Here is a 16,332-nt window from a genome sequence, read left to right as displayed (position 1 = left end):
GCGGCGTGTCAGTGATTCGTCAAGATCGCCGCACGCGGGGTCAAGGTTGTGCTAAGCGACCCACTCAGGGTCTACGCAAGGACGTAGTAGTTGGTAGGCCCCGCAGAACGGAGAAAGCGGGGAGCGGGTCAGGAGATCAGCCGTGACGCTAGTGGACTTCTTGTCGCCACCCCGGCCGGAAACGGCGGCGCCGCTGGATTCCGCGGTGTGGCCGGCAGGCGCCGCGTACGACGCGGACGACGGGATCGTGCTCGGCGGCGTCGCGCTCACCGAGATCGCCGACACCTACGGCACCGCGCTGCGGGTGGTCGACGAACACGAGGTCAGACAGCGATGCCGGGTCTACCGCAAGACCTTCGCCGAGGCCGAGATCGGCTACGCCGCAGCCGCTTTGCCGGTGCATGGCGTCGTTGACCGGATCACCGCCGAGGGGCTCTCGGTGGTCGCGTCCACCGAGGACGACCTGACCACCGCGCTGGCCGCAGGCGTCGATCCGCAGCGGATCATCCTGCACGCCCGCGGCCTGCCACGCGCGACGCTCGAGACGGCGGCGGCGCACCGGGTCGGCCGGGTGGTGCTCGGGTCATTGGACGAGATCGGCGTGCTCGCCTCGATCGCCACCCGTCCCCAGCGCGTGCTGCTGCGCGTCGCGCCGGGGATCGGCCGCGACGGCTATCCGACCTGGGACGACGCCGCGGCGCCCGGCTTCCCGCTCGACGAGCTGGCCACGGCGGTGGCCAGGGTGCTCGGCACACCGACACTCGAATTGATCGGCCTGCACTGCCATCTCGGTGCACAGGTCTACAACCCGGATCACTACGGGGAGGCCATCCGGCGACTGGTCGCGGAAATGGCGCAGGTCCGCCGCGAGCACGGGCGCCTGCTCACCGACCTCGACCTCGGCGGCGGGCACGCGGTCGCGCGGCGCGGCGGCGACGCGGAGATGAACCTCACCGAGTTGTCGGCGATCATCGAGGACGCGCTCGACGCCGCCTGCGCTCGGCAGCATTTCCCCCGGCCGAAGATCGCGCTGGAACCGGGCCGCGGCATCGTCGCCCGCGCGGGCGTCACGCTGTATCGCGTGCTCTCGGTGAAACGCGGTGACGGCGGGCGCATTTCGGTCGTCATCGACAGCGAGGAACGCGGCGGCGCCTACGCCGGGGCGGTCGTGGCGAATCGCAAGGCGGCCGGACCGCTGTGCACCGCGACCCTGGCGGGCCGCGCGGGCGACGTCATTCTCGTGACCGATGCCCGGCTGCCCGCGGATCTGCGGCCCGGCGAACTGCTGGCCGTGCCGTGCACCGGCGCCTACCATAGCGGGCCTGCCATGTCGGTGATCGGCGTGCGGGGCGGCCGATGCGTCGAACTGCTGCGCCGCGAACCACACCTGCTGGATCGCGACGCGAGCTGAAATATCGGCGCCACCAACGACTTCCCGCCCCCGAGCCGGATCGGGGGCGGGCAGCGGTCAGCGCTTGCGGGTGCCGAAGATGCTGCGGCTGATCTCGCGCCCGGCGGCGGTGGCGGCCGACCGCAGGAAGCTCTTCACCGCGGGGTTCTTCATGATGCGCTCGGCCGTCGACTCGTCGTCGCCCTTCGAGGAGCGACCGGGGGCGGGCGCGGCTACCTCCGGATTCTGTTCTGCCGCCGCCACTTTCGCGGCGAGAATCTCGTAGGCGGATTCCCGGTCGACGGTCTGGCCGTACTTGCCGTGCAGCGCGCTCGACAGTGCGCGCGACTTGATCGCGTCGTCCCCGATGGTGTCCATCAGCGAACGCGGCGGCTGAATCCTGGTCCACGCCACCGGTGTCGGCGCGCCCTTCTCCGAAAGCACCGTCACCACCGCCTCGCCCGTGCCGAGCGAGGTGAGCGCCTTCTCCAGATCGTAGGTGCTGGTCTTCGGGTAGGTACGGACCGTCTTCGACAGCGCCTTCTGATCGTCGGGGGTGAAGGCGCGAAGCGCGTGCTGGATGCGCGCACCCAGTTGGGACAGCACCGGATTCGGGATATCGGTGGGCAGCTGGGTGCAGAAGAACACGCCGACGCCCTTGGAGCGGATCAGCTTGACGGTCTGCTCCACCTGGTCCAGGAACGCCTTGGAAGCGTCGGCGAACAGCAGGTGCGCCTCGTCGAAGATGAACACCAGCTTCGGCTTGTCCACGTCGCCCACCTCGGGCAGCGTCTGGAACAGGTCGGCGAGCACCCACATCAGGAAGGTGGAGAACATCACCGGCCGCGCCGCCTGCGCGCCGAGCTCGAACAGCGTGATCACACCCTGCCCGCCCACGACCCGCACCAGGTCACTCGGATCCAGTTCCGGCTCACCGAAGAACGTGTCGCCACCGTCGGCCTCCAGGTTGACCAGCGCGCGCAGGATCACGCCCGCGGTCGCCGCGGAGACACCGCCGATGCCCTTGAGGTCCTCCTTGCCCTCCGGGCTGGTGAGGTGCGTGATGACGGCGCGCAGGTCCTTCAGATCGAGCAGCGCCAGGCCGTTCTTGTCCGCCCAGTGGAAGATCAGGCCAAGCGTGGACTCCTGAGTCTCGTTGAGCCCCAGCACTTTACTGAGCAGCACCGGGCCGAACGAGGTGATCGTCGCGCGAATCGGCACGCCGATACCGTTGGTGCCGAGCGAGACGAACTCGGTCGGGTATCCGGTGGGCGCCCAGTCGTCCGCGCCGGTCTCGGCCGCCCTGGCACTGAGTTTGTCGTTGGTCTGGCCCGGCTGGGAAAGGCCGGACAGGTCGCCCTTGATGTCGGCGAGGACCACGGGAACGCCTGCGCGCGAGAGCTGTTCGGCAATGCCCTGCAACGTCTTCGTCTTACCGGTACCCGTCGCACCCGCAACCAGGCCGTGCCGGTTCATCGTGCGCATCGGAATCCGCACGCGCGCCGTGGAATCCACCGCACCGTCGACCACGACGGTGCCGAGCTCCAGCGCCACCCCGTCGAACGCGTACCCGGCGGCGATCTCCTGCGCGGCCGCCGACCCCGAAGGGCTGTCGGCCTGCGCGGCAGCGGCTTCCTTCTTGTCGGCCTTGGTCGCGGCGGCTTCGGCGGCAGCGGCGGTCTCGTCGGCCTTGGCCGCCGCGCTCTGTGCCTTCGCCTTGCTCGCCCCCGCCTCCTGCTCGGCGAGTTCGCGCTCGGCCGCCTCGGCGGCGGCCGCCGCCTCCGCCGCGATCCGCGCCGCCTCCTCGGCAGCCTTACGCGCCGCGGCAGCTTTTTCCTGAGGCGTGAGCTCGCCCGCCTCTTGACCGCCGCCCGTCGAATCGCTGCGCGACTCTGCCTCCATTGCGCCCTCCGTCTGGTCTGACTCGAACTGCGTAACGCAGTGTTTGCTGTCGTACCGAAAACGCCCGTGCCGATCTGCCCGAAACTGTATCTCCGCGACGCCGGATCGGGCGCGGCACGCCCCAGCGAGATTGTCGCCACACCGGTGACCCCCCGCGACACCCCGCCGCGGACACGCGGCGCGACGGCACCGCAAACGGGACAGAGCTAATGTTGCTGCCGTGTCGGACAAATATGTGGTGTGGATGGATTGCGAGATGACAGGCCTGCGCCTGGAGAGCGACAAGCTGATCGAGGTGGCCGCGCTCGTCACCGACAGCGATCTCAATATCCTCGGCGAGGGCGTGGACATCGTGATCCACGCCGATGACGCGGCCCTGGCCGCCATGCCCCCGGTGGTCGTCGACATGCACGCGCGCTCCGGACTGACCGAAGAGGTGCGCCGCTCCACCGTCACCATGGCCGAGGCCGAGGAGCAGGTGCTCGACTACATCCGCCAATACGTGCCGACACCGCGCACGGTCCCGCTCGCCGGCAACTCGATCGCAACCGATCGCGGCTTCATCGCCCGTGACATGCCCGCGCTCGACGCGCACCTGCACTACCGCATGATCGACGTGAGCTCGATCAAGGAGCTGTGCCGTCGCTGGTACCCGCGCATCTACTTCGGTCAGCCGGAAAAAGGCCTGGCGCACCGCGCGCTCGCCGACATCAAGGAGTCGATCCGCGAACTCGAGTACTACCGCCGCACGGCGTTCGTCGCGGCCCCCGGCCCGTCCACCGCGGAGATCGCCGCCGTCGCCGCCGAGATCGGCGGCGCGTCGACCGCAGAATCGGCCCAGGTCAGCGGCTCGCCGGAAACCGATTAGGGACTCGAAGGGTTGACACGCTAATATCGACGGCGCCGGTATTACACCGGCGATGGTGACCGTAGTTCAGTTGGTAGAGCACCAGGTTGTGATCCTGGCTGTCGCGGGTTCGAGTCCCGTCGGTCACCCGAACGGGCCAGGTCAGGTTTCCCCTGACCTGGCCCTTTTCTTTGCATACCGAGTGCCTCCGCCACCGCGCTCCCCGCCTACCCCGGCGGATCCTTTAGGAGCCAGGTGTATTCGAGCTCGGTCAACTCGAAACGTTGGTCGAAGTGGGCGGGGCGTTCGTCCAGCGTTTCGTGTGCAGTGCCGCGACGGCCCCGGCGTCCTGGCGGGCTTCTGGTCTGATCCTCACGCGTCGAGTGCACCGCACCCGCTCGGGCATCGGCATCTCACTTTGTCGCGTCCGAACCGCAGCGCGCAGGTACTCGGCAACGCGCTGCGTTCCGGGCCGAGATTGTCGGTCCTGGCTGACAGACTCTGGGCATGCGGTGGGCGGTGGCGGAAACAGGCGAGGGCGGCGCCCGGCTGTGCCCGCTCGATGCCGACGGCAGACCCGCGGGCCCGGTGCGGCACGAGCCGTCGCTCATCGATGCCGTGCGGTCCCGGCCCGAGGTCGAACGGTGGGTCTGGCGCAGTACCACCGATATCTACCGGCCGTTGCTGGCGGCGGGCGTGCGCGTGGCGCGCTGCTACGACGTGCAGGCCGCCGAGTCCCTGCTGATCGGCCACGAGGAAGGCCAGTCGGGCCAACCCCGCTCGCTCGCGGCCGCTTGGGCCCGGCTGCACAACCTGCCCGTCCCACCGGACGCGCCGGTGCGGGCCGCGGAAACCCAACCGTCACTGTTCGATTCCGGCCCGGCGCCACCGCCGCCCGGCGTCGACGAGTTCACCGCGCTGCTCGAGGTGTACGCGGCGCAGGTGGCCAGGACCGCGAAAACCGAGCATCCGGACCGGATGCGGCTGCTGCTCGCGGCCGAGTCGGCGGGCATGCTGGTGGCCACCGAACTCAACCGCGCCGGCATCCCCTGGCGCGCGGACGTCCACCGCGAACTGCTGGACAACCTACTGGGCGAACGCTTTCCGGGTGGGCTGGAGCCACGCCGGATGGCCGAGCTCGCCGACGAGGTCTCCCGCGCGTTCGGCAACGGCGTGCGGGTTCGCCCCGACCTGCCCCAGGACATCATCAGAGCCTTTGCCCGGGTGGGGATTCCGCTGTCGTCCACGCGAAAGTGGGAGCTGCAGCGCATCGATCATCCGGCGATCGCGCCGCTGCTGGCGTACAAGTCGCTCTACCGGCTGCACACCGCGAACGGCTGGTCCTGGCTGGAACAGTGGGTGCACGACGGACGATTCCGACCCGAATACTTGCCCGGCGGCACGGTTTCGGGCCGCTGGACCACCAACGGCGGCGGCGCACTACAGATCCCGAAGGTGATCCGCCAGGCCATTCGCGCCGATCCCGGCTGGCGATTGGTGGTCGCCGACGCCGCGCAGATGGAGCCGCGCGTGCTCGCCGCGGTGTCCCGCGACCCCGGGCTGATGGAACTCGCGGGCCGCGGCCACGACCTGTACGCGGATCTAGCGGCCCACGCGTTCGGCGGCGAACGCGACCAGGCCAAGATCGCCATGCTGGGCGCGATGTACGGCCAGACCTCCGGCGATGCGCTCACGCACCTGGCCGAACTCCGGCGCCGCTACCCGGCCGCGATGGCCTACGTCGACGACGCCGCGCACGCGGGCGAGGAGGGTCGCCTGGTGCGCACCTGGCTGGGCCGCACCTGCCCGCCGGTCACCGCGCCCGAGGTCGAACCGATCCATGACGAGGAGGAGTTCCGCGGGTTCGGCACCTCCGCCGCCCGGGCGCGCGGCCGCTTCACCAGGAACTTCGTTGTGCAGGGCAGCGCCGCCGACTGGGCACTGCTGCTGCTCGCCGGTCTGCGGCACGCGATGTCACAGGCCGGCCTGCGCGCCGAACTCGTCTTCTTCCAGCACGACGAGGTCATCGTGCACTGTCCGGCCGAGGAGGCCGAAACGGTCGCCGCCGCGATCAGCACCGCGGCCGAGAACGCGGGCCACCTCACCTTCGGCCGCACACCGGTCCGCTTCCCGTTCACCACGGCGATCGTCGAGAGCTATTTCGACGCCAAATAGACGAACGGGCCACCAGTTCGCACTGATGGCCCGTCCGAGTCCCACCGTCAGCCGCGGTCGGCGTTGCCTGCCTTCCAGACCGACCACGGGATGTTCCAGTCACCGAGCCCGTCCGTGCCGGAAAGCGTTCCGCCGACGGTGTTCTTGACGATGGTGATGTCGCCGCGCTTGGCGTTCTGGTACACCCACTGCGCGTTGGCGGGGCTCAGGTTCAGGCAACCGTGGCTGGTGTTGCTGTAGCCCTGCTGCCCGACCGACCACGGCGCGGAGTGGAAGAAGATGCCGCTGTAGGAGATTCGGGTCGCATAGTCGACCGGCGTCTTGTATCCGTCCGGCGAGTTCACCGCGACGCCGTAGGTCGAGGAGTCCATGATCATCTTGTCGAACTTGTCGCCCACGATGTAGATGCCATTGTCGGTGGGCGTGCTGTTCTTACCCATCGAGGTGGGCATGGTCTTGATCACCTCGCCGTTGCGCTCGACCACCACCTGCTTGGTGTTGTCGTCGGCGGTGAAGATCTGGGCGTCGCCGATGGTGAAGAACGACTGGATGTTGTCCTGGCCGTACAGCCCGTTACCGAGATCACGGCCATAGACGTTCACATTGACGGTGACCTTGGTCCCCGGCGCCCAGAAGTTCTCCGGCCGCCACCGGACCTCGCGGTTGTTCACCCAGTAGAACGCGCCCTCCACCGGCGGCTCGGTGGTGATCTTGATCGCGTCCTGCGCGGCCCTGCGGTCCGGAATGTTCTCATCGAACTGGATCGCCACCGGCTGGCCGATGCCGACGACATCACCCTCGCCGGGCAGCAGATACGGCTTGGTCTGACTGTCCGGGGAACTGGTGGTGAAGCTCAACGTGGCCGAATTCGCGCCGCCCAGGCCGATCGCGTCCGCCTTCAACCGGTAGGTCTTGCCGTAGCCGAGCACCTCGGTGGTCTCCCACGACCTGCCGTCGGCGGCCAGCTTGCCCGCCACCGGCTTGTCCTGCGCGTTGACCAACGTCACATTGGTGAACCGGCCGTCCTCCACGTTGAAGGCCAACGGCACACCCGGCGACACACCGACATCGCCATCTTTGATCGGGGACAGCAACTTCGGCTTGATCAGCTCCAGTACCGGATTACGGTCGATCATGGCCGTGGACGAGTCCGTCGTGCTCGACGACGAGCAACCGGACAGGGCCAGTGCTGCCACCGCAAGCACGGCAACAGGCCCGCTGATATGTCGCATCCACCGACGCTGACCTCGACCAACGCTCATCTCCAACCCCGTTTCAAGTCTCGGCGCATCAGAAGCACACCGATGGCTTCGGATCCCGACCGCTACAGCTCAACCAGCCGTGTCCGCGGAACGGTCGAGACCACATTCGGACATTCTGCCAGTCCGCGGGTCCCGCACCAACGCGAATCCCGCGTCGACACTGTGGTGTTACACGGGATAGATCCGAACCACCCCCTCGGTTGTTAACACGACAACCCAGGCACCCATTCGCGCCGGTCAGGGCGCGATTTCACATCTGCACCCTCGGCCTGTTAAGGTTTCTCACGCACCGGAACACGGAGCAAGCGCCATTAGCTCAATTGGCAGAGCAGCTGACTCTTAATCAGCGGGTTCGGGGTTCGAGTCCCTGATGGCGCACCACAAACACGGCCCCTGACTTGGCATGCCAGGTCAGGGGCCGTGTTGTTTGACCGGGTGAATCGGACCGTTCCCAAAAATATCCCAAACCTTCGCGCACCCAGCCGTGTTCGTCAGCTGGCTCCGCCGAAACCCAACTCCAGCACCGCCGATGAGTCCTGCGCTTACTCGGGTGACGCGATGTAGTGCCGCTCGGTGATCCCCTCGCGGGAGTGCCCCAGTTGCTTGGCGGCGGTCTTCGAATCCGACGCCTCGACGATCTGAGGAACCCCCGCCAATACGGAGAGCGGATTATCTGGTTCCAGCATGAACCCGGTGATGATAACTGGCTTCGTACTCGTCGGGTGACCGCCAACCGAGCTTCTTCTGGATCCGCTGGGTGTTGTACCAGCCATCGATGTAGGCGAACAGTGCGCTCTCTGCATCTTCCCTTATCCGCCAACTGTTCCGATGCGCCGGCTCGGTCTTCAAGGTAGAGAAGAAGTTCTCCATGAGGAGCTCGGCCGGGTGCTGCGGGTGTTCGCTGACGAACGCCACGATCACCGCCGGGTCTGGCCGAGCTCCGAGGCGGTGATGGTGTGATCGGATTTCCGGGTTCGGGCAGCTGGCTTGGAATCCCAGCCTGTCCACTGTGTTCGGGTCGGTAGGGTGAGGGCGGCGGCGAGCTCGCACCGAACGGTGCCCAGGCGGGCGAGCGCGTGCCGCGGCGAGGCCAGGGTGCCGACGAACAGCGATACGCTGGCGGCGCCTCGGTCGGCCACCGCGGCGATCCGGCTTTCGACCAGTCCTGTCCCGCGCGCGATCCGTGCCTCCTTTCCATCTCTGTTACACATTTTTGTGTCACAATCGGTATATGACCGCCATCCCAATCCGCGAACTCTCACACCACACCGCGCGGACCTTGGCTCTGGTCAAGGCGGGAGAGACCGTAGACATCACCGAGCGGGGCACGATCGTCGGCCGAATCGTCCCGGTCGATCCGACGCGTGATGCGCGGGCCCGATTGACGGCCGAAGGCAGAATGCGTCCGGCCTCGAGGGGACGCGCAGACCTACTCGCTGATATTCGTCGCCGGCTCGATCGCGCACCCGCCGATAACGCGAACCGAGTGGGCGCCGCCCTGCAGGCTCTGCGCGATAACGAGCGGTACTGATGCTCTATCTCGATACCAGCGCCCTGGTCAAGTTGGTCCATCCGGAAGCCGAGACGGCGGCGCTCGTCCGGTGGCTCGATGAACGACCCGACTTGCCCTGGGTCGCATCCTCTCTCGTCGAGGTCGAACTGGCCCGTGCCGTGCGGGCCGCCGAACCAGCTGATCTCGTCCACGTACCCGGAGTGCTCGCCCGGATAGACATGCTCGAAATCGATGGCATCGTCCGGGCGAACGCAGCCGCTGTATCACCAGCATCAGTGCGCAGCCTGGATGCGATCCATCTCGCCACAGCCCTCGAGATGGGCGCGGACCTCACCGCGGTGGTCGCATACGACAAACGCCTCGGCGAGGCGGCGGAAGCCGCTGGACTGGCCTGGGAAGCACCTCACTGACGGTGTCGGAGAAGTTCTTCCACACCAACCCCATCAGGGCGATTGCCGTTCCACTCTTCGGCGATCCCGTTCGTTCCCGCCTCGATGACCTCTACGCCTGGGCACAGTTCGAAGCACGGGCCATCACCATCGGCCTCGATGAGGCCATCGACGAGGCCACAGAGTCATGAGCGGCACACCCACCAGTAGCGACGGCGCCGACCAGCTCACCCCCGCAACCCCTTTCGGTTCGTACCCTGCCGCGACTTCCACACTTCGATGAAGTCGGCCGCCTTGCTGTCGCTGGTGTGGTCGGTGGTCTCGGACCGGCGGTGCAGGCAGTCGATTGGGTGGCGCGGTATGTCGGCGACTACGGCTTTTGCCAGACATATGCGAACGAGTTCTGGCATTTCGAACTCACCGCCGTCCGGGCTGTCCGCCGCCTGAACCCGATGCCGGTGGACGCTGGGCTGGCGTGCCTCTTCGAGGAACAGCGTGGTCCGCGGGAGACAATTGGTCGATGAACCTACTACTGGTGGAGGATGACCCGCAGATTGTCGAGGCTCTTGTGATGTCGCTGGAACGTCTCGGACATCACGTCGACCATCTGTCGGAGGCGACGGCGGATCTCGCGGCGCGAGTGGCCGAGGCCGATGTCGTCGTGCTGGATGTGGGTTTGCCGGGCGAGGACGGGTTCGCGATCTGCCGGAATATCCGGCGGTGGAGTTCGATCCCGATCCTGATGCTCACGGCACGATCCGACGACGTCGACATCGTGGCCGGGCTGGAGGTCGGGGCGGACGAGTATGTGATCAAGCCGGTCAGTCCGCGCGTGCTCGACGCCCGGATCAAGGCACTCGTCAGGCGGCAGTCGTCGTCGGCCGTTGCCGATCCGCCACCGGCGGACGGCGCCGGATCGGGCGTGCGAATCGATCGGCTCGCCGCCGAGGTCACCCGCGACGGTGTCCCGTTGCGCCTCAGCCCGACCGAGAAGCGCCTGCTGTTCGTGCTCGCCGACCACCCGGGACAGGTGCTCAGTCGCGAGCAGCTGTTCGAATTGGCCTGGAAACAGGACTTTCTCGGCGATTCGCGGCTCGTCGACAATGCCGTCCTACGACTGCGCGGCAAGCTCGACGATGCGAACGGGGACAGCATGATCGAGACGGTCCGCGGATTCGGCTACCGATTCCGAGCCGCGCCGTGAGACGACGGGCGCGGTGGCGCGTGCTCACGAGCATGCGCGACCGAATCCTGGTGGCCATGATCTTCGTCGCCTGTGTGACGGCCATGTCGACCGGTGGTGCGCTCGCGGTGAAGGTGCGGGGCTGGGTCTACGAAGGTGCGCAGCAGAGTGTCTACACCGAGTTTCGGCGGGATATCGAGAAGTCGGGCCACGGGACCGACTACCTCAATTCCCCGTACAACAACTACACCGTGACGGTGAACGGCGCGGTGGTGCGTCAAGGGGACACTCAGCTGGGCGAGATCTCCGCCGGGCTGCGCGAGAAGCTCGACCGCTCGCGAGACATGTATCTGTTCCAACGGTTGCCGGGCCGGAGAGTGGCCATCGGCTATTCCGCTCCCGAAACAAGCGGTGCCACAGACCGTTACGTCTCCATCTATACCGTTCGCGAGTTAGCCGGAGTGCAGGAGAAACTGCACCAGCTCCTGTGGATCATCGTGCTGTCGGTACTCGGCTGCGCGGTCATCGGCACAGCACTGGGATTCGCTCTCACGCGATCCATCGTCCGCCCCCTGCGCGGCATCCAGAGTGCCGCCCGCGAAGTCGCCGACGGCGCGCCGGACAGCCGGCTGCCGGACACCGATATCGACGAATTCCAGGATGTCACAACCACATTCAACGACATGGTGGAGCGGCAACGGGAAACCATCCGCGGCTTGACGGAACAGGACGAACGCGCCAAGCGCTTCGTCAGCGACGTCGCACATGAATTGCGCAGTCCGCTCGCCGCACTCGTGCCGGCCGCGGAGGTACTCGACGAGGAGCTGGCCGGGCAAGGCGGCCACGCCGGAACCGCCGCGCGGCTGATCGGTTCGCAGATCACGGATCTCGCGCGCCTGGTGGACGACCTGCTCGAAATGTCGCAACGCGACCGCGGCACCGCGTCGGTCCTGTCGGAATCGGTCGATCTCGCCAACCTGACGCTTCGCACGCTACGGCTGCGTGGTTGGTCTCATCGGGTAACGGTGCTGCCCGAAACCGGTGTGGGCCCAACGATTAACAGCGACCCGCGCCGCCTGGAGGCCATCATCGCGAACCTCGTCGGCAATGCGCTCCGGCACGGACACCCACCGGTCACCATCACCATCGGCAGCTCTGCGGCCTCGTCGTGGGTCGAAGTCCGTGACCACGGCGTTGGTATACCCGCCGAACAGGCCGATCGCGTCTTCGAACGGATGTACAAGGTATCGGAATCGCGAACCCGCACCGGCGGAGCAGGTCTCGGGCTGGCCATCGCGAGGGAGAACGCCAGGCTCCTGGGCGGCGATGTCGTCTACCACCGCGAAGGCGATACGACCGTTTTCCGCTGCGTCCTGCCCCGATGAGATCTGCGACGCTCGGCGGGCGAGCACCAGCCGCACGGCAACCGGCTGCCCAGGCTTCCCCAGCGGCCATATCGCCGCCGCGACCGGCCTGCTGCTTGCGCTACCGGCTCGGACTCGTCGCTACCGGATGCTGCCGACCAGCGGCGTGACCGCCGCTATCGCCTCGGCCACCATCGCCGCTGGCTGACATCGCCCCAGCGACGCGAAAGCGGCTCAGGGCAACAAATTCGAATTGCCATTGTCACGGCGATTGCCCGCTTGGTTGCGACCGCGCCAGTTCCCAACTGGGACATTCCTGTTACATGCCATCGGCAACGTAGTTGGCGTCGCACAGAAGTGCGGCGAACATAGAGACAGGGAGATGGAGAATGAGTTCGAAACCCGCTTACCGGAGTCGATTCAACCGGATTCTGGCTGCGTCCGCGGTGGCAACCAGTGTTGTTCTGGGCGGGGTCGCGCTGGCCAGTGGCGCCAATGCCGAGCCGGACTTCGACATCAGCCAGCTGCGCCCGTGTACCGAATACATGGATGCTGATGGAAACATGGCCCCCGGCGTAGAGGCCTGCCTTCCGGTGGACCCGTTTACCGAACCCGATCTCACGGTCGCGCAGCGGCTGCACCTGCTCAATCCCGAATCTCCGATTTATCAACAGATGGTGCAGGAAATCATGGACAAGTACGGGAAGTAGCGCGATCCCCAAGCATCCGGCCGGGCACGCCGAACCGGCCGGATGCTCACCCCTACTTTTCTGATCACCCAGCATCCGCCGCAGGGTCGGCTATGTCGCTGCGAGGCGCCGAGAGACGTCGAGCATCCTGAGCTGTTCGGCGGGTGGGCTGCCGGTCGGCGCACTGAGGGCGATGATGCGCAGGTCGGTGCCGAGTGCCGCGAGGATGTCGCAGTCCAGTGTGATCGGGCCGATTTCCGCGTGCTCGACAGTTTTGGTCATCGGTTCGTGCACACCGACCGCGGCGGCGTCCCAGAGGGCGGCGAAATCGGCGCTGGCGGTGCGTATCTCGCGGATCAGGTGATGCAGGGCGCGGTCGTGCGGGTAGCGGGCCGACGCGGTCCGCAGGTCGCAGACGTAGGCGGCCCTGGCGCCGGAGCCCCGGTTCACCGCCGGCGGGAATTCGGCGGGCATGTCGACGAAGGCCCACCACACGGCGTTGCGTTCGAGGCCACGCAGCGGTGTCGGGTCGCCGAACAGCGCGGCCCACAGCGGATTCCATGTGATCAGGTTCCATGCGGCGTCGTACACGCTCAGCGGGGTTGCGGTGAGTTGGTCGAGCAGGCGCTGGACGCCGGGTGGGACGTGGTCGGATACATGGGCCGGGTTCGGCGCCGCGTGGCCGGCCAGAACGTAGAGGTGCTCGCGTTCGGCCACGGACAGTCGCAGGGCGCGGGTGAGAGCGGACAGCACCTGCCGTGACGGGTTCGTCGCCCGGCCCTGCTCGAGCCGGATGATGTAGTCCACCGACAGGTTCGCCAGCCGGGCGAGTTCCTCGCGCCGCAGTCCGGGCGCGCGTCGGGGGCTGTCGGCGGGCAAGCCCACCTCGGTCGGCTCGAGACGGTCCCGCCACGCATGCAGGGCGCGGCCGAGGTCGGTGGTTGCGCTCATGTCTCCAGTATCGGCCGTGCCGCGTGGCCGGTCCTGGTACCGGCAGGGCACTGGTTGCCGCGTCGCGGCGCACGCAGTGTGGAGGTGCCGGCGCGCTGCCGGTCCTGTGCGGTCGGAAACAGTGCCGCCCGCCGGTCCACGTCGACAGGAGCACATGATGGAGTACCGCAGCCTCGGCCGCACCGGAATCCGGGTGAGCCCGTACGCGCTCGGGACGTTGATGTTCGCCTCCACGCTGGGCAACGACCGCGCCGAGTCAGTGCGGATCATCCACAAGGCGCTCGATGCGGGTATCAACCTGGTCGACAGCGCCGACCGGTACGGCGACTCCGAGGAGATCGTCGGCAAGGCGCTCCAGGGCCGCCGGGACCGGGTCGTGCTGGCCACCAAGGTCGGTATGCCGATGAGCGATGATCCCAATCATCAGGGTGGCTCGCGCCGCTGGATCACCGCCGCCGTCGAGGGATCCCTGCGCCGGCTCGGCACCGACTACATCGACATCTACCAGCTCCATCGCCCCGACCCGGCGACCGATCTCGAGGAAACCCTGTCGGCCCTGACCGATCTCGTCCAGGCCGGCAAGGTACGGGCCATCGGGTCATCGACAACGCCGCCGTCGATGATCGTCCAGGCGCAGTGGATCGCCGAGCGGCGCGGGTTGCATCGGTTGCGCACCGAGCAACCGCCGTACTCGATCCTCAACCGCGGCATCGAGCGCGAGGTCCTGCCGATCGCCCAGGAATACGGCATGGGGACGATGGTGTGGGGACCGTTCGGCCAGGGGTTGCTCACAGGGCGGGTCCGTAGGGGCGGCGACAACGACCTCACCCGCGCCCGGTTCGCCCGCCATCTCACCGACGAGCGCCGCCTCGATGTCGTCGAGCAGCTCGTACCGCTCGCTCGCGCGGCGGGCCTGCCGATGACCCACCTCGCGATGGCGTTCACCATCGCCCACCCGGGCGTCACCAGCGCGCTGCTGGGCCCGCGCACCATGGCCCACCTCGACGACCTGCTCGCCGGGGTCGAGGTAGAGCTGTCCGACGACCTGCTCGACAGGATCGATACGATCGTCCCGCCGGGCACGGATGTCAGCGCGCTCGACCAGCAGTACCAGCCTCCAGCGATCCAGGACCCCCGCCTGCGCCGCCGACCGGCTGGCGACCGAGCGGCGGCCTGACCAGCCGGGAAGTCTTCCAGAACCCGAATCCCCTACGCCGGCGCGAAGGCCAGGGTCGGCGATGAGCCGGTCACGCAGGCGTATACGCGGGTGACTCCTAGGCCCTGCCGACCGCTCGGTGCGCGTGCGGCGGCGGGCGCTTTCCGGCCCCCATCGAAGTCGTATGGGTACCGATAATTCCAGTTGGAAAAAGGTCACAGAACAGTTACTATCCAGCTACTCAGCTGTGGCGCTGAGCACAGTACAACGGCGGACCGCGGGTCCGCCGAACAAGGCGGTGGTTCTGATGGCCGACAGCCGAACACTGATGCGAAGCTGGTGGCATGACCGAGCCGGTTACGACTGGCTGGTCGACGTGCTCGGACTCCACTCGGCCTTGCGCTCCGTGCGGGCGATGATCGGCGCGGGCGGCGCGGTGATGTGTCTGGTCACCGCTGTGTCGCTGGTCTCGAACATCGGCCCGCGCAATGCCTTCTTCGCGGTCGGCTGCTGGCTGATCGTCGGGCTCACCGCGCTGTGGGCGCTGCGCTGGTGGCTGTTTCCCTGGCCGAGCCGGGTGGAGGCGCTGCTGTGGTGCGCCGGAGCCGATCTCGCCATCACCTTCGGGGCGCTGGCCGCCGAACACCGCGTCTACGGCGCCCTCGTGTCGACGCTGATGGTGGTCGTCGGCATGTTCGTGATCTTCCAGGGGCCGCTCATCCTCGGCCTGCACATCTGCTGGTCGCTGCTGTCGGGCTTGGTGCTCGTCGTGCTGCTGGTGACCGACGACCCGGTCCACACCGGCGTCGCCGCGGGCGATGTCCGGCTCGCCGTCGCGATCATGCTGATCCTGGTGGCGCTCAATGTGGTCGGACTGCCCACCGTGCAGTTCTGTCACTGGTTGTGGCGGCAGCACGCGTTGCTCGACCCGCTGACCATGCTGTTGAACCGGCGCGGGCTCGACTACCACCTGTCCTACGTATTCCGCTCCGACACCACGGAATACGCCTACATGGCCACGCTCGATCTGGATCGCTTCAAAGACGTCAACGACACGTTCGGCCACTCGTTCGGCGACGAGGTCCTGGTGCGCACAGCAGAGCGGTTGCGCTCGGCCGCGGACCCGGACGCCATCGTCGCACGCACCGGCGGTGAGGAATTCGTGGTTCTGGGCCGGCTGCGCGACGAGCCGCTCGTCGCGGTCGCCGAGCGGCTGCGCGGCGCGATCGAAACCATGCCCGGCTTACCGGTCGCCGTCACCGCCAGCGTCGGTGCGTCTCTGTGCCCCATCGCCGGGCTGCGCGACCCGATGGTCGCGCGACACACCCTGCACCGCTGCGACTTCGCGATGTACGAGGCGAAACGCATGGGCGGCAATACCGTAGCGATCGAAGAGCCGGAGAGCACCGCCGATGCCGACAGTCGGCAACACTTCTCGAGAACGATCGGCCGCTCCTGATCGGCCGTCGCCTGGCGCTGGCCCGGCCACGACGCTTACCGCGGTCGCCAAA

16 protein-coding genes and 2 tRNA genes are annotated in these 16,332 nt (G+C 67.5%); 13 read left to right on the top strand and 5 right to left on the bottom strand.

All coding sequences use genetic code 11. The annotated features are described in order from the left end of the window. Positions 1 to 142 precede the first annotated feature (142 nt). On the top strand, positions 143 to 1,411 hold the full coding sequence (locus F5X71_RS07810) for a diaminopimelate decarboxylase family protein (protein ID WP_238815774.1): 1,269 nt from the start codon (positions 143 to 145) through the stop codon (positions 1,409 to 1,411). A 57-nt stretch (positions 1,412 to 1,468) separates the two neighbouring features. Here F5X71_RS07810 and F5X71_RS07805 read toward each other — a convergent pair whose 3' ends face one another. Continuing rightward, the gene (locus F5X71_RS07805; RefSeq protein ID WP_167461331.1) at positions 1,469 to 3,292 is read right to left on the bottom strand and encodes a helicase HerA-like domain-containing protein; all 1,824 of its coding nucleotides are present in this window, start codon (positions 3,290 to 3,292) and stop codon (positions 1,469 to 1,471) included. Positions 3,293 to 3,512: 220 nt separating this feature from the next. Here F5X71_RS07805 and orn point away from each other — a divergent pair, with 220 nt between their 5' ends. The 3 genes from orn to F5X71_RS07790 all read left to right on the top strand — a co-directional run bounded on the left by orn (position 3,513) and on the right by F5X71_RS07790 (position 6,314). Next, positions 3,513 to 4,160, top strand: a complete 648-nt coding sequence (gene orn / locus F5X71_RS07800; protein WP_167461330.1) for an oligoribonuclease — start codon at positions 3,513 to 3,515, stop codon at positions 4,158 to 4,160. A 55-nt stretch (positions 4,161 to 4,215) separates the two neighbouring features. Next, positions 4,216 to 4,288: transfer RNA gene (locus F5X71_RS07795), tRNA-His, on the top strand. Between the two features lie 358 nt (positions 4,289 to 4,646). Beyond that, positions 4,647 to 6,314 carry a bifunctional 3'-5' exonuclease/DNA polymerase gene (locus F5X71_RS07790; protein ID WP_174817022.1) on the top strand — a complete coding sequence of 556 codons (1,668 nt, stop codon included), beginning with the start codon at positions 4,647 to 4,649 and terminating at the stop codon, positions 6,312 to 6,314. Positions 6,315 to 6,361: 47 nt separating this feature from the next. Here F5X71_RS07790 and F5X71_RS07785 read toward each other — a convergent pair whose 3' ends face one another. Continuing rightward, complete coding sequence (locus tag F5X71_RS07785; protein WP_428981455.1) at positions 6,362 to 7,546, bottom strand: L,D-transpeptidase; 1,185 nt, start codon at positions 7,544 to 7,546, stop codon at positions 6,362 to 6,364. Positions 7,547 to 7,881: 335 nt separating this feature from the next. On the opposite strand from F5X71_RS07785, the gene F5X71_RS07780 reads away from it, so the two are divergent. After that, positions 7,882 to 7,957, top strand: a tRNA-Lys gene (locus F5X71_RS07780). 161 nt (positions 7,958 to 8,118) lie between these two features. On the opposite strand, the gene F5X71_RS07775 is transcribed toward F5X71_RS07780, so the two are convergent. Together F5X71_RS07775 and F5X71_RS07770 are read right to left on the bottom strand one after the other, a co-directional pair. Beyond that, the gene (locus tag F5X71_RS07775; protein ID WP_167461328.1) at positions 8,119 to 8,262 is read right to left on the bottom strand and encodes a hypothetical protein; all 144 of its coding nucleotides are present in this window, start codon (positions 8,260 to 8,262) and stop codon (positions 8,119 to 8,121) included. Then, positions 8,246 to 8,491 (bottom strand): IS3 family transposase, encoded by a 246-nt coding sequence (locus tag F5X71_RS07770; RefSeq protein WP_167461327.1) that lies wholly within the window; start codon positions 8,489 to 8,491, stop codon positions 8,246 to 8,248. The genes F5X71_RS07775 and F5X71_RS07770 overlap by 17 nt, the downstream gene beginning before the upstream one ends. 316 nt (positions 8,492 to 8,807) lie before the next feature. On the opposite strand from F5X71_RS07770, the gene F5X71_RS07765 reads away from it, so the two are divergent. The 6 genes from F5X71_RS07765 to F5X71_RS07740 all read left to right on the top strand — a co-directional run bounded on the left by F5X71_RS07765 (position 8,808) and on the right by F5X71_RS07740 (position 12,735). Further along, the gene (locus tag F5X71_RS07765) at positions 8,808 to 9,107 is read left to right on the top strand and encodes a type II toxin-antitoxin system Phd/YefM family antitoxin (RefSeq protein ID WP_167461326.1); all 300 of its coding nucleotides are present in this window, start codon (positions 8,808 to 8,810) and stop codon (positions 9,105 to 9,107) included. Next, positions 9,107 to 9,499 carry a type II toxin-antitoxin system VapC family toxin gene (locus tag F5X71_RS07760; protein WP_167461325.1) on the top strand — a complete coding sequence of 131 codons (393 nt, stop codon included), beginning with the start codon at positions 9,107 to 9,109 and terminating at the stop codon, positions 9,497 to 9,499. Before F5X71_RS07765 ends, F5X71_RS07760 begins: the two co-directional genes overlap by 1 nt. Before the next feature lie 2 nt (positions 9,500 to 9,501). Beyond that, entirely contained in the window at positions 9,502 to 9,669 is a 168-nt protein-coding gene (locus F5X71_RS07755; RefSeq protein ID WP_167461324.1) for a hypothetical protein, read from the top strand. A 329-nt stretch (positions 9,670 to 9,998) separates the two neighbouring features. Then, a complete protein-coding gene (locus F5X71_RS07750; RefSeq protein ID WP_167461323.1) occupies positions 9,999 to 10,682 on the top strand; it encodes a response regulator transcription factor in 684 nt (227 codons plus the stop codon). 56 nt (positions 10,683 to 10,738) lie between these two features. Next, positions 10,739 to 12,046, top strand: coding sequence for a sensor histidine kinase (locus F5X71_RS07745; protein ID WP_167461322.1), 1,308 nt, complete (start codon positions 10,739 to 10,741; stop codon positions 12,044 to 12,046). A 368-nt stretch (positions 12,047 to 12,414) separates the two neighbouring features. Further along, complete coding sequence (locus F5X71_RS07740; RefSeq protein WP_167461321.1) at positions 12,415 to 12,735, top strand: hypothetical protein; 321 nt, start codon at positions 12,415 to 12,417, stop codon at positions 12,733 to 12,735. A 90-nt stretch (positions 12,736 to 12,825) separates the two neighbouring features. Here the strand turns inward: F5X71_RS07740 and F5X71_RS07735 are convergent, their stop codons facing one another. Further along, complete coding sequence (locus tag F5X71_RS07735; RefSeq protein WP_167461320.1) at positions 12,826 to 13,665, bottom strand: helix-turn-helix transcriptional regulator; 840 nt, start codon at positions 13,663 to 13,665, stop codon at positions 12,826 to 12,828. A gap of 157 nt (positions 13,666 to 13,822) precedes the next feature. On the opposite strand from F5X71_RS07735, the gene F5X71_RS07730 reads away from it, so the two are divergent. Together F5X71_RS07730 and F5X71_RS07725 are read left to right on the top strand one after the other, a co-directional pair. After that, positions 13,823 to 14,842, top strand: coding sequence for an aldo/keto reductase (locus F5X71_RS07730; protein WP_167461319.1), 1,020 nt, complete (start codon positions 13,823 to 13,825; stop codon positions 14,840 to 14,842). Between the two features lie 163 nt (positions 14,843 to 15,005). Then, the gene (locus F5X71_RS07725; protein ID WP_167461318.1) at positions 15,006 to 16,280 is read left to right on the top strand and encodes a GGDEF domain-containing protein; all 1,275 of its coding nucleotides are present in this window, start codon (positions 15,006 to 15,008) and stop codon (positions 16,278 to 16,280) included. Positions 16,281 to 16,332: the final 52 nt, after the last annotated feature.

Source organism: Nocardia brasiliensis, from assembly GCF_011801125.1.
GTDB classification, from domain to species: Bacteria; Actinomycetota; Actinomycetes; order Mycobacteriales; family Mycobacteriaceae; genus Nocardia; species Nocardia brasiliensis_C.
Note: the sequence above shows the minus strand (reverse complement) of the source record. Positions and strands in the feature narration are given on the sequence as shown.

Excerpts from the sequence above, each read along its gene's own strand:
- F5X71_RS07805 (WP_167461331.1), bottom strand. The coding sequence starts at position 3,292 with ATGGAGGCAGAGTCGCGCAGCGATTCGACGGGCGGCGGTCAAGAGGCG.
- F5X71_RS07760 (WP_167461325.1), top strand. The coding sequence starts at position 9,107 with ATGCTCTATCTCGATACCAGCGCCCTGGTCAAGTTGGTCCATCCGGAA.
- F5X71_RS07740 (WP_167461321.1), top strand. The coding sequence starts at position 12,415 with ATGAGTTCGAAACCCGCTTACCGGAGTCGATTCAACCGGATTCTGGCT.
- F5X71_RS07765 (WP_167461326.1), top strand. The coding sequence starts at position 8,808 with ATGACCGCCATCCCAATCCGCGAACTCTCACACCACACCGCGCGGACC.
- F5X71_RS07785 (WP_428981455.1), bottom strand. The coding sequence starts at position 7,546 with ATGCGACATATCAGCGGGCCTGTTGCCGTGCTTGCGGTGGCAGCACTG.
- F5X71_RS07745 (WP_167461322.1), top strand. The coding sequence starts at position 10,739 with ATGATCTTCGTCGCCTGTGTGACGGCCATGTCGACCGGTGGTGCGCTC.
- F5X71_RS07790 (WP_174817022.1), top strand. The coding sequence starts at position 4,647 with ATGCGGTGGGCGGTGGCGGAAACAGGCGAGGGCGGCGCCCGGCTGTGC.
- F5X71_RS07725 (WP_167461318.1), top strand. The coding sequence starts at position 15,006 with ATGGGTACCGATAATTCCAGTTGGAAAAAGGTCACAGAACAGTTACTA.
- F5X71_RS07735 (WP_167461320.1), bottom strand. The coding sequence starts at position 13,665 with ATGAGCGCAACCACCGACCTCGGCCGCGCCCTGCATGCGTGGCGGGAC.
- F5X71_RS07750 (WP_167461323.1), top strand. The coding sequence starts at position 9,999 with ATGAACCTACTACTGGTGGAGGATGACCCGCAGATTGTCGAGGCTCTT.
- F5X71_RS07730 (WP_167461319.1), top strand. The coding sequence starts at position 13,823 with ATGGAGTACCGCAGCCTCGGCCGCACCGGAATCCGGGTGAGCCCGTAC.
- F5X71_RS07775 (WP_167461328.1), bottom strand. The coding sequence starts at position 8,262 with ATGCTGGAACCAGATAATCCGCTCTCCGTATTGGCGGGGGTTCCTCAG.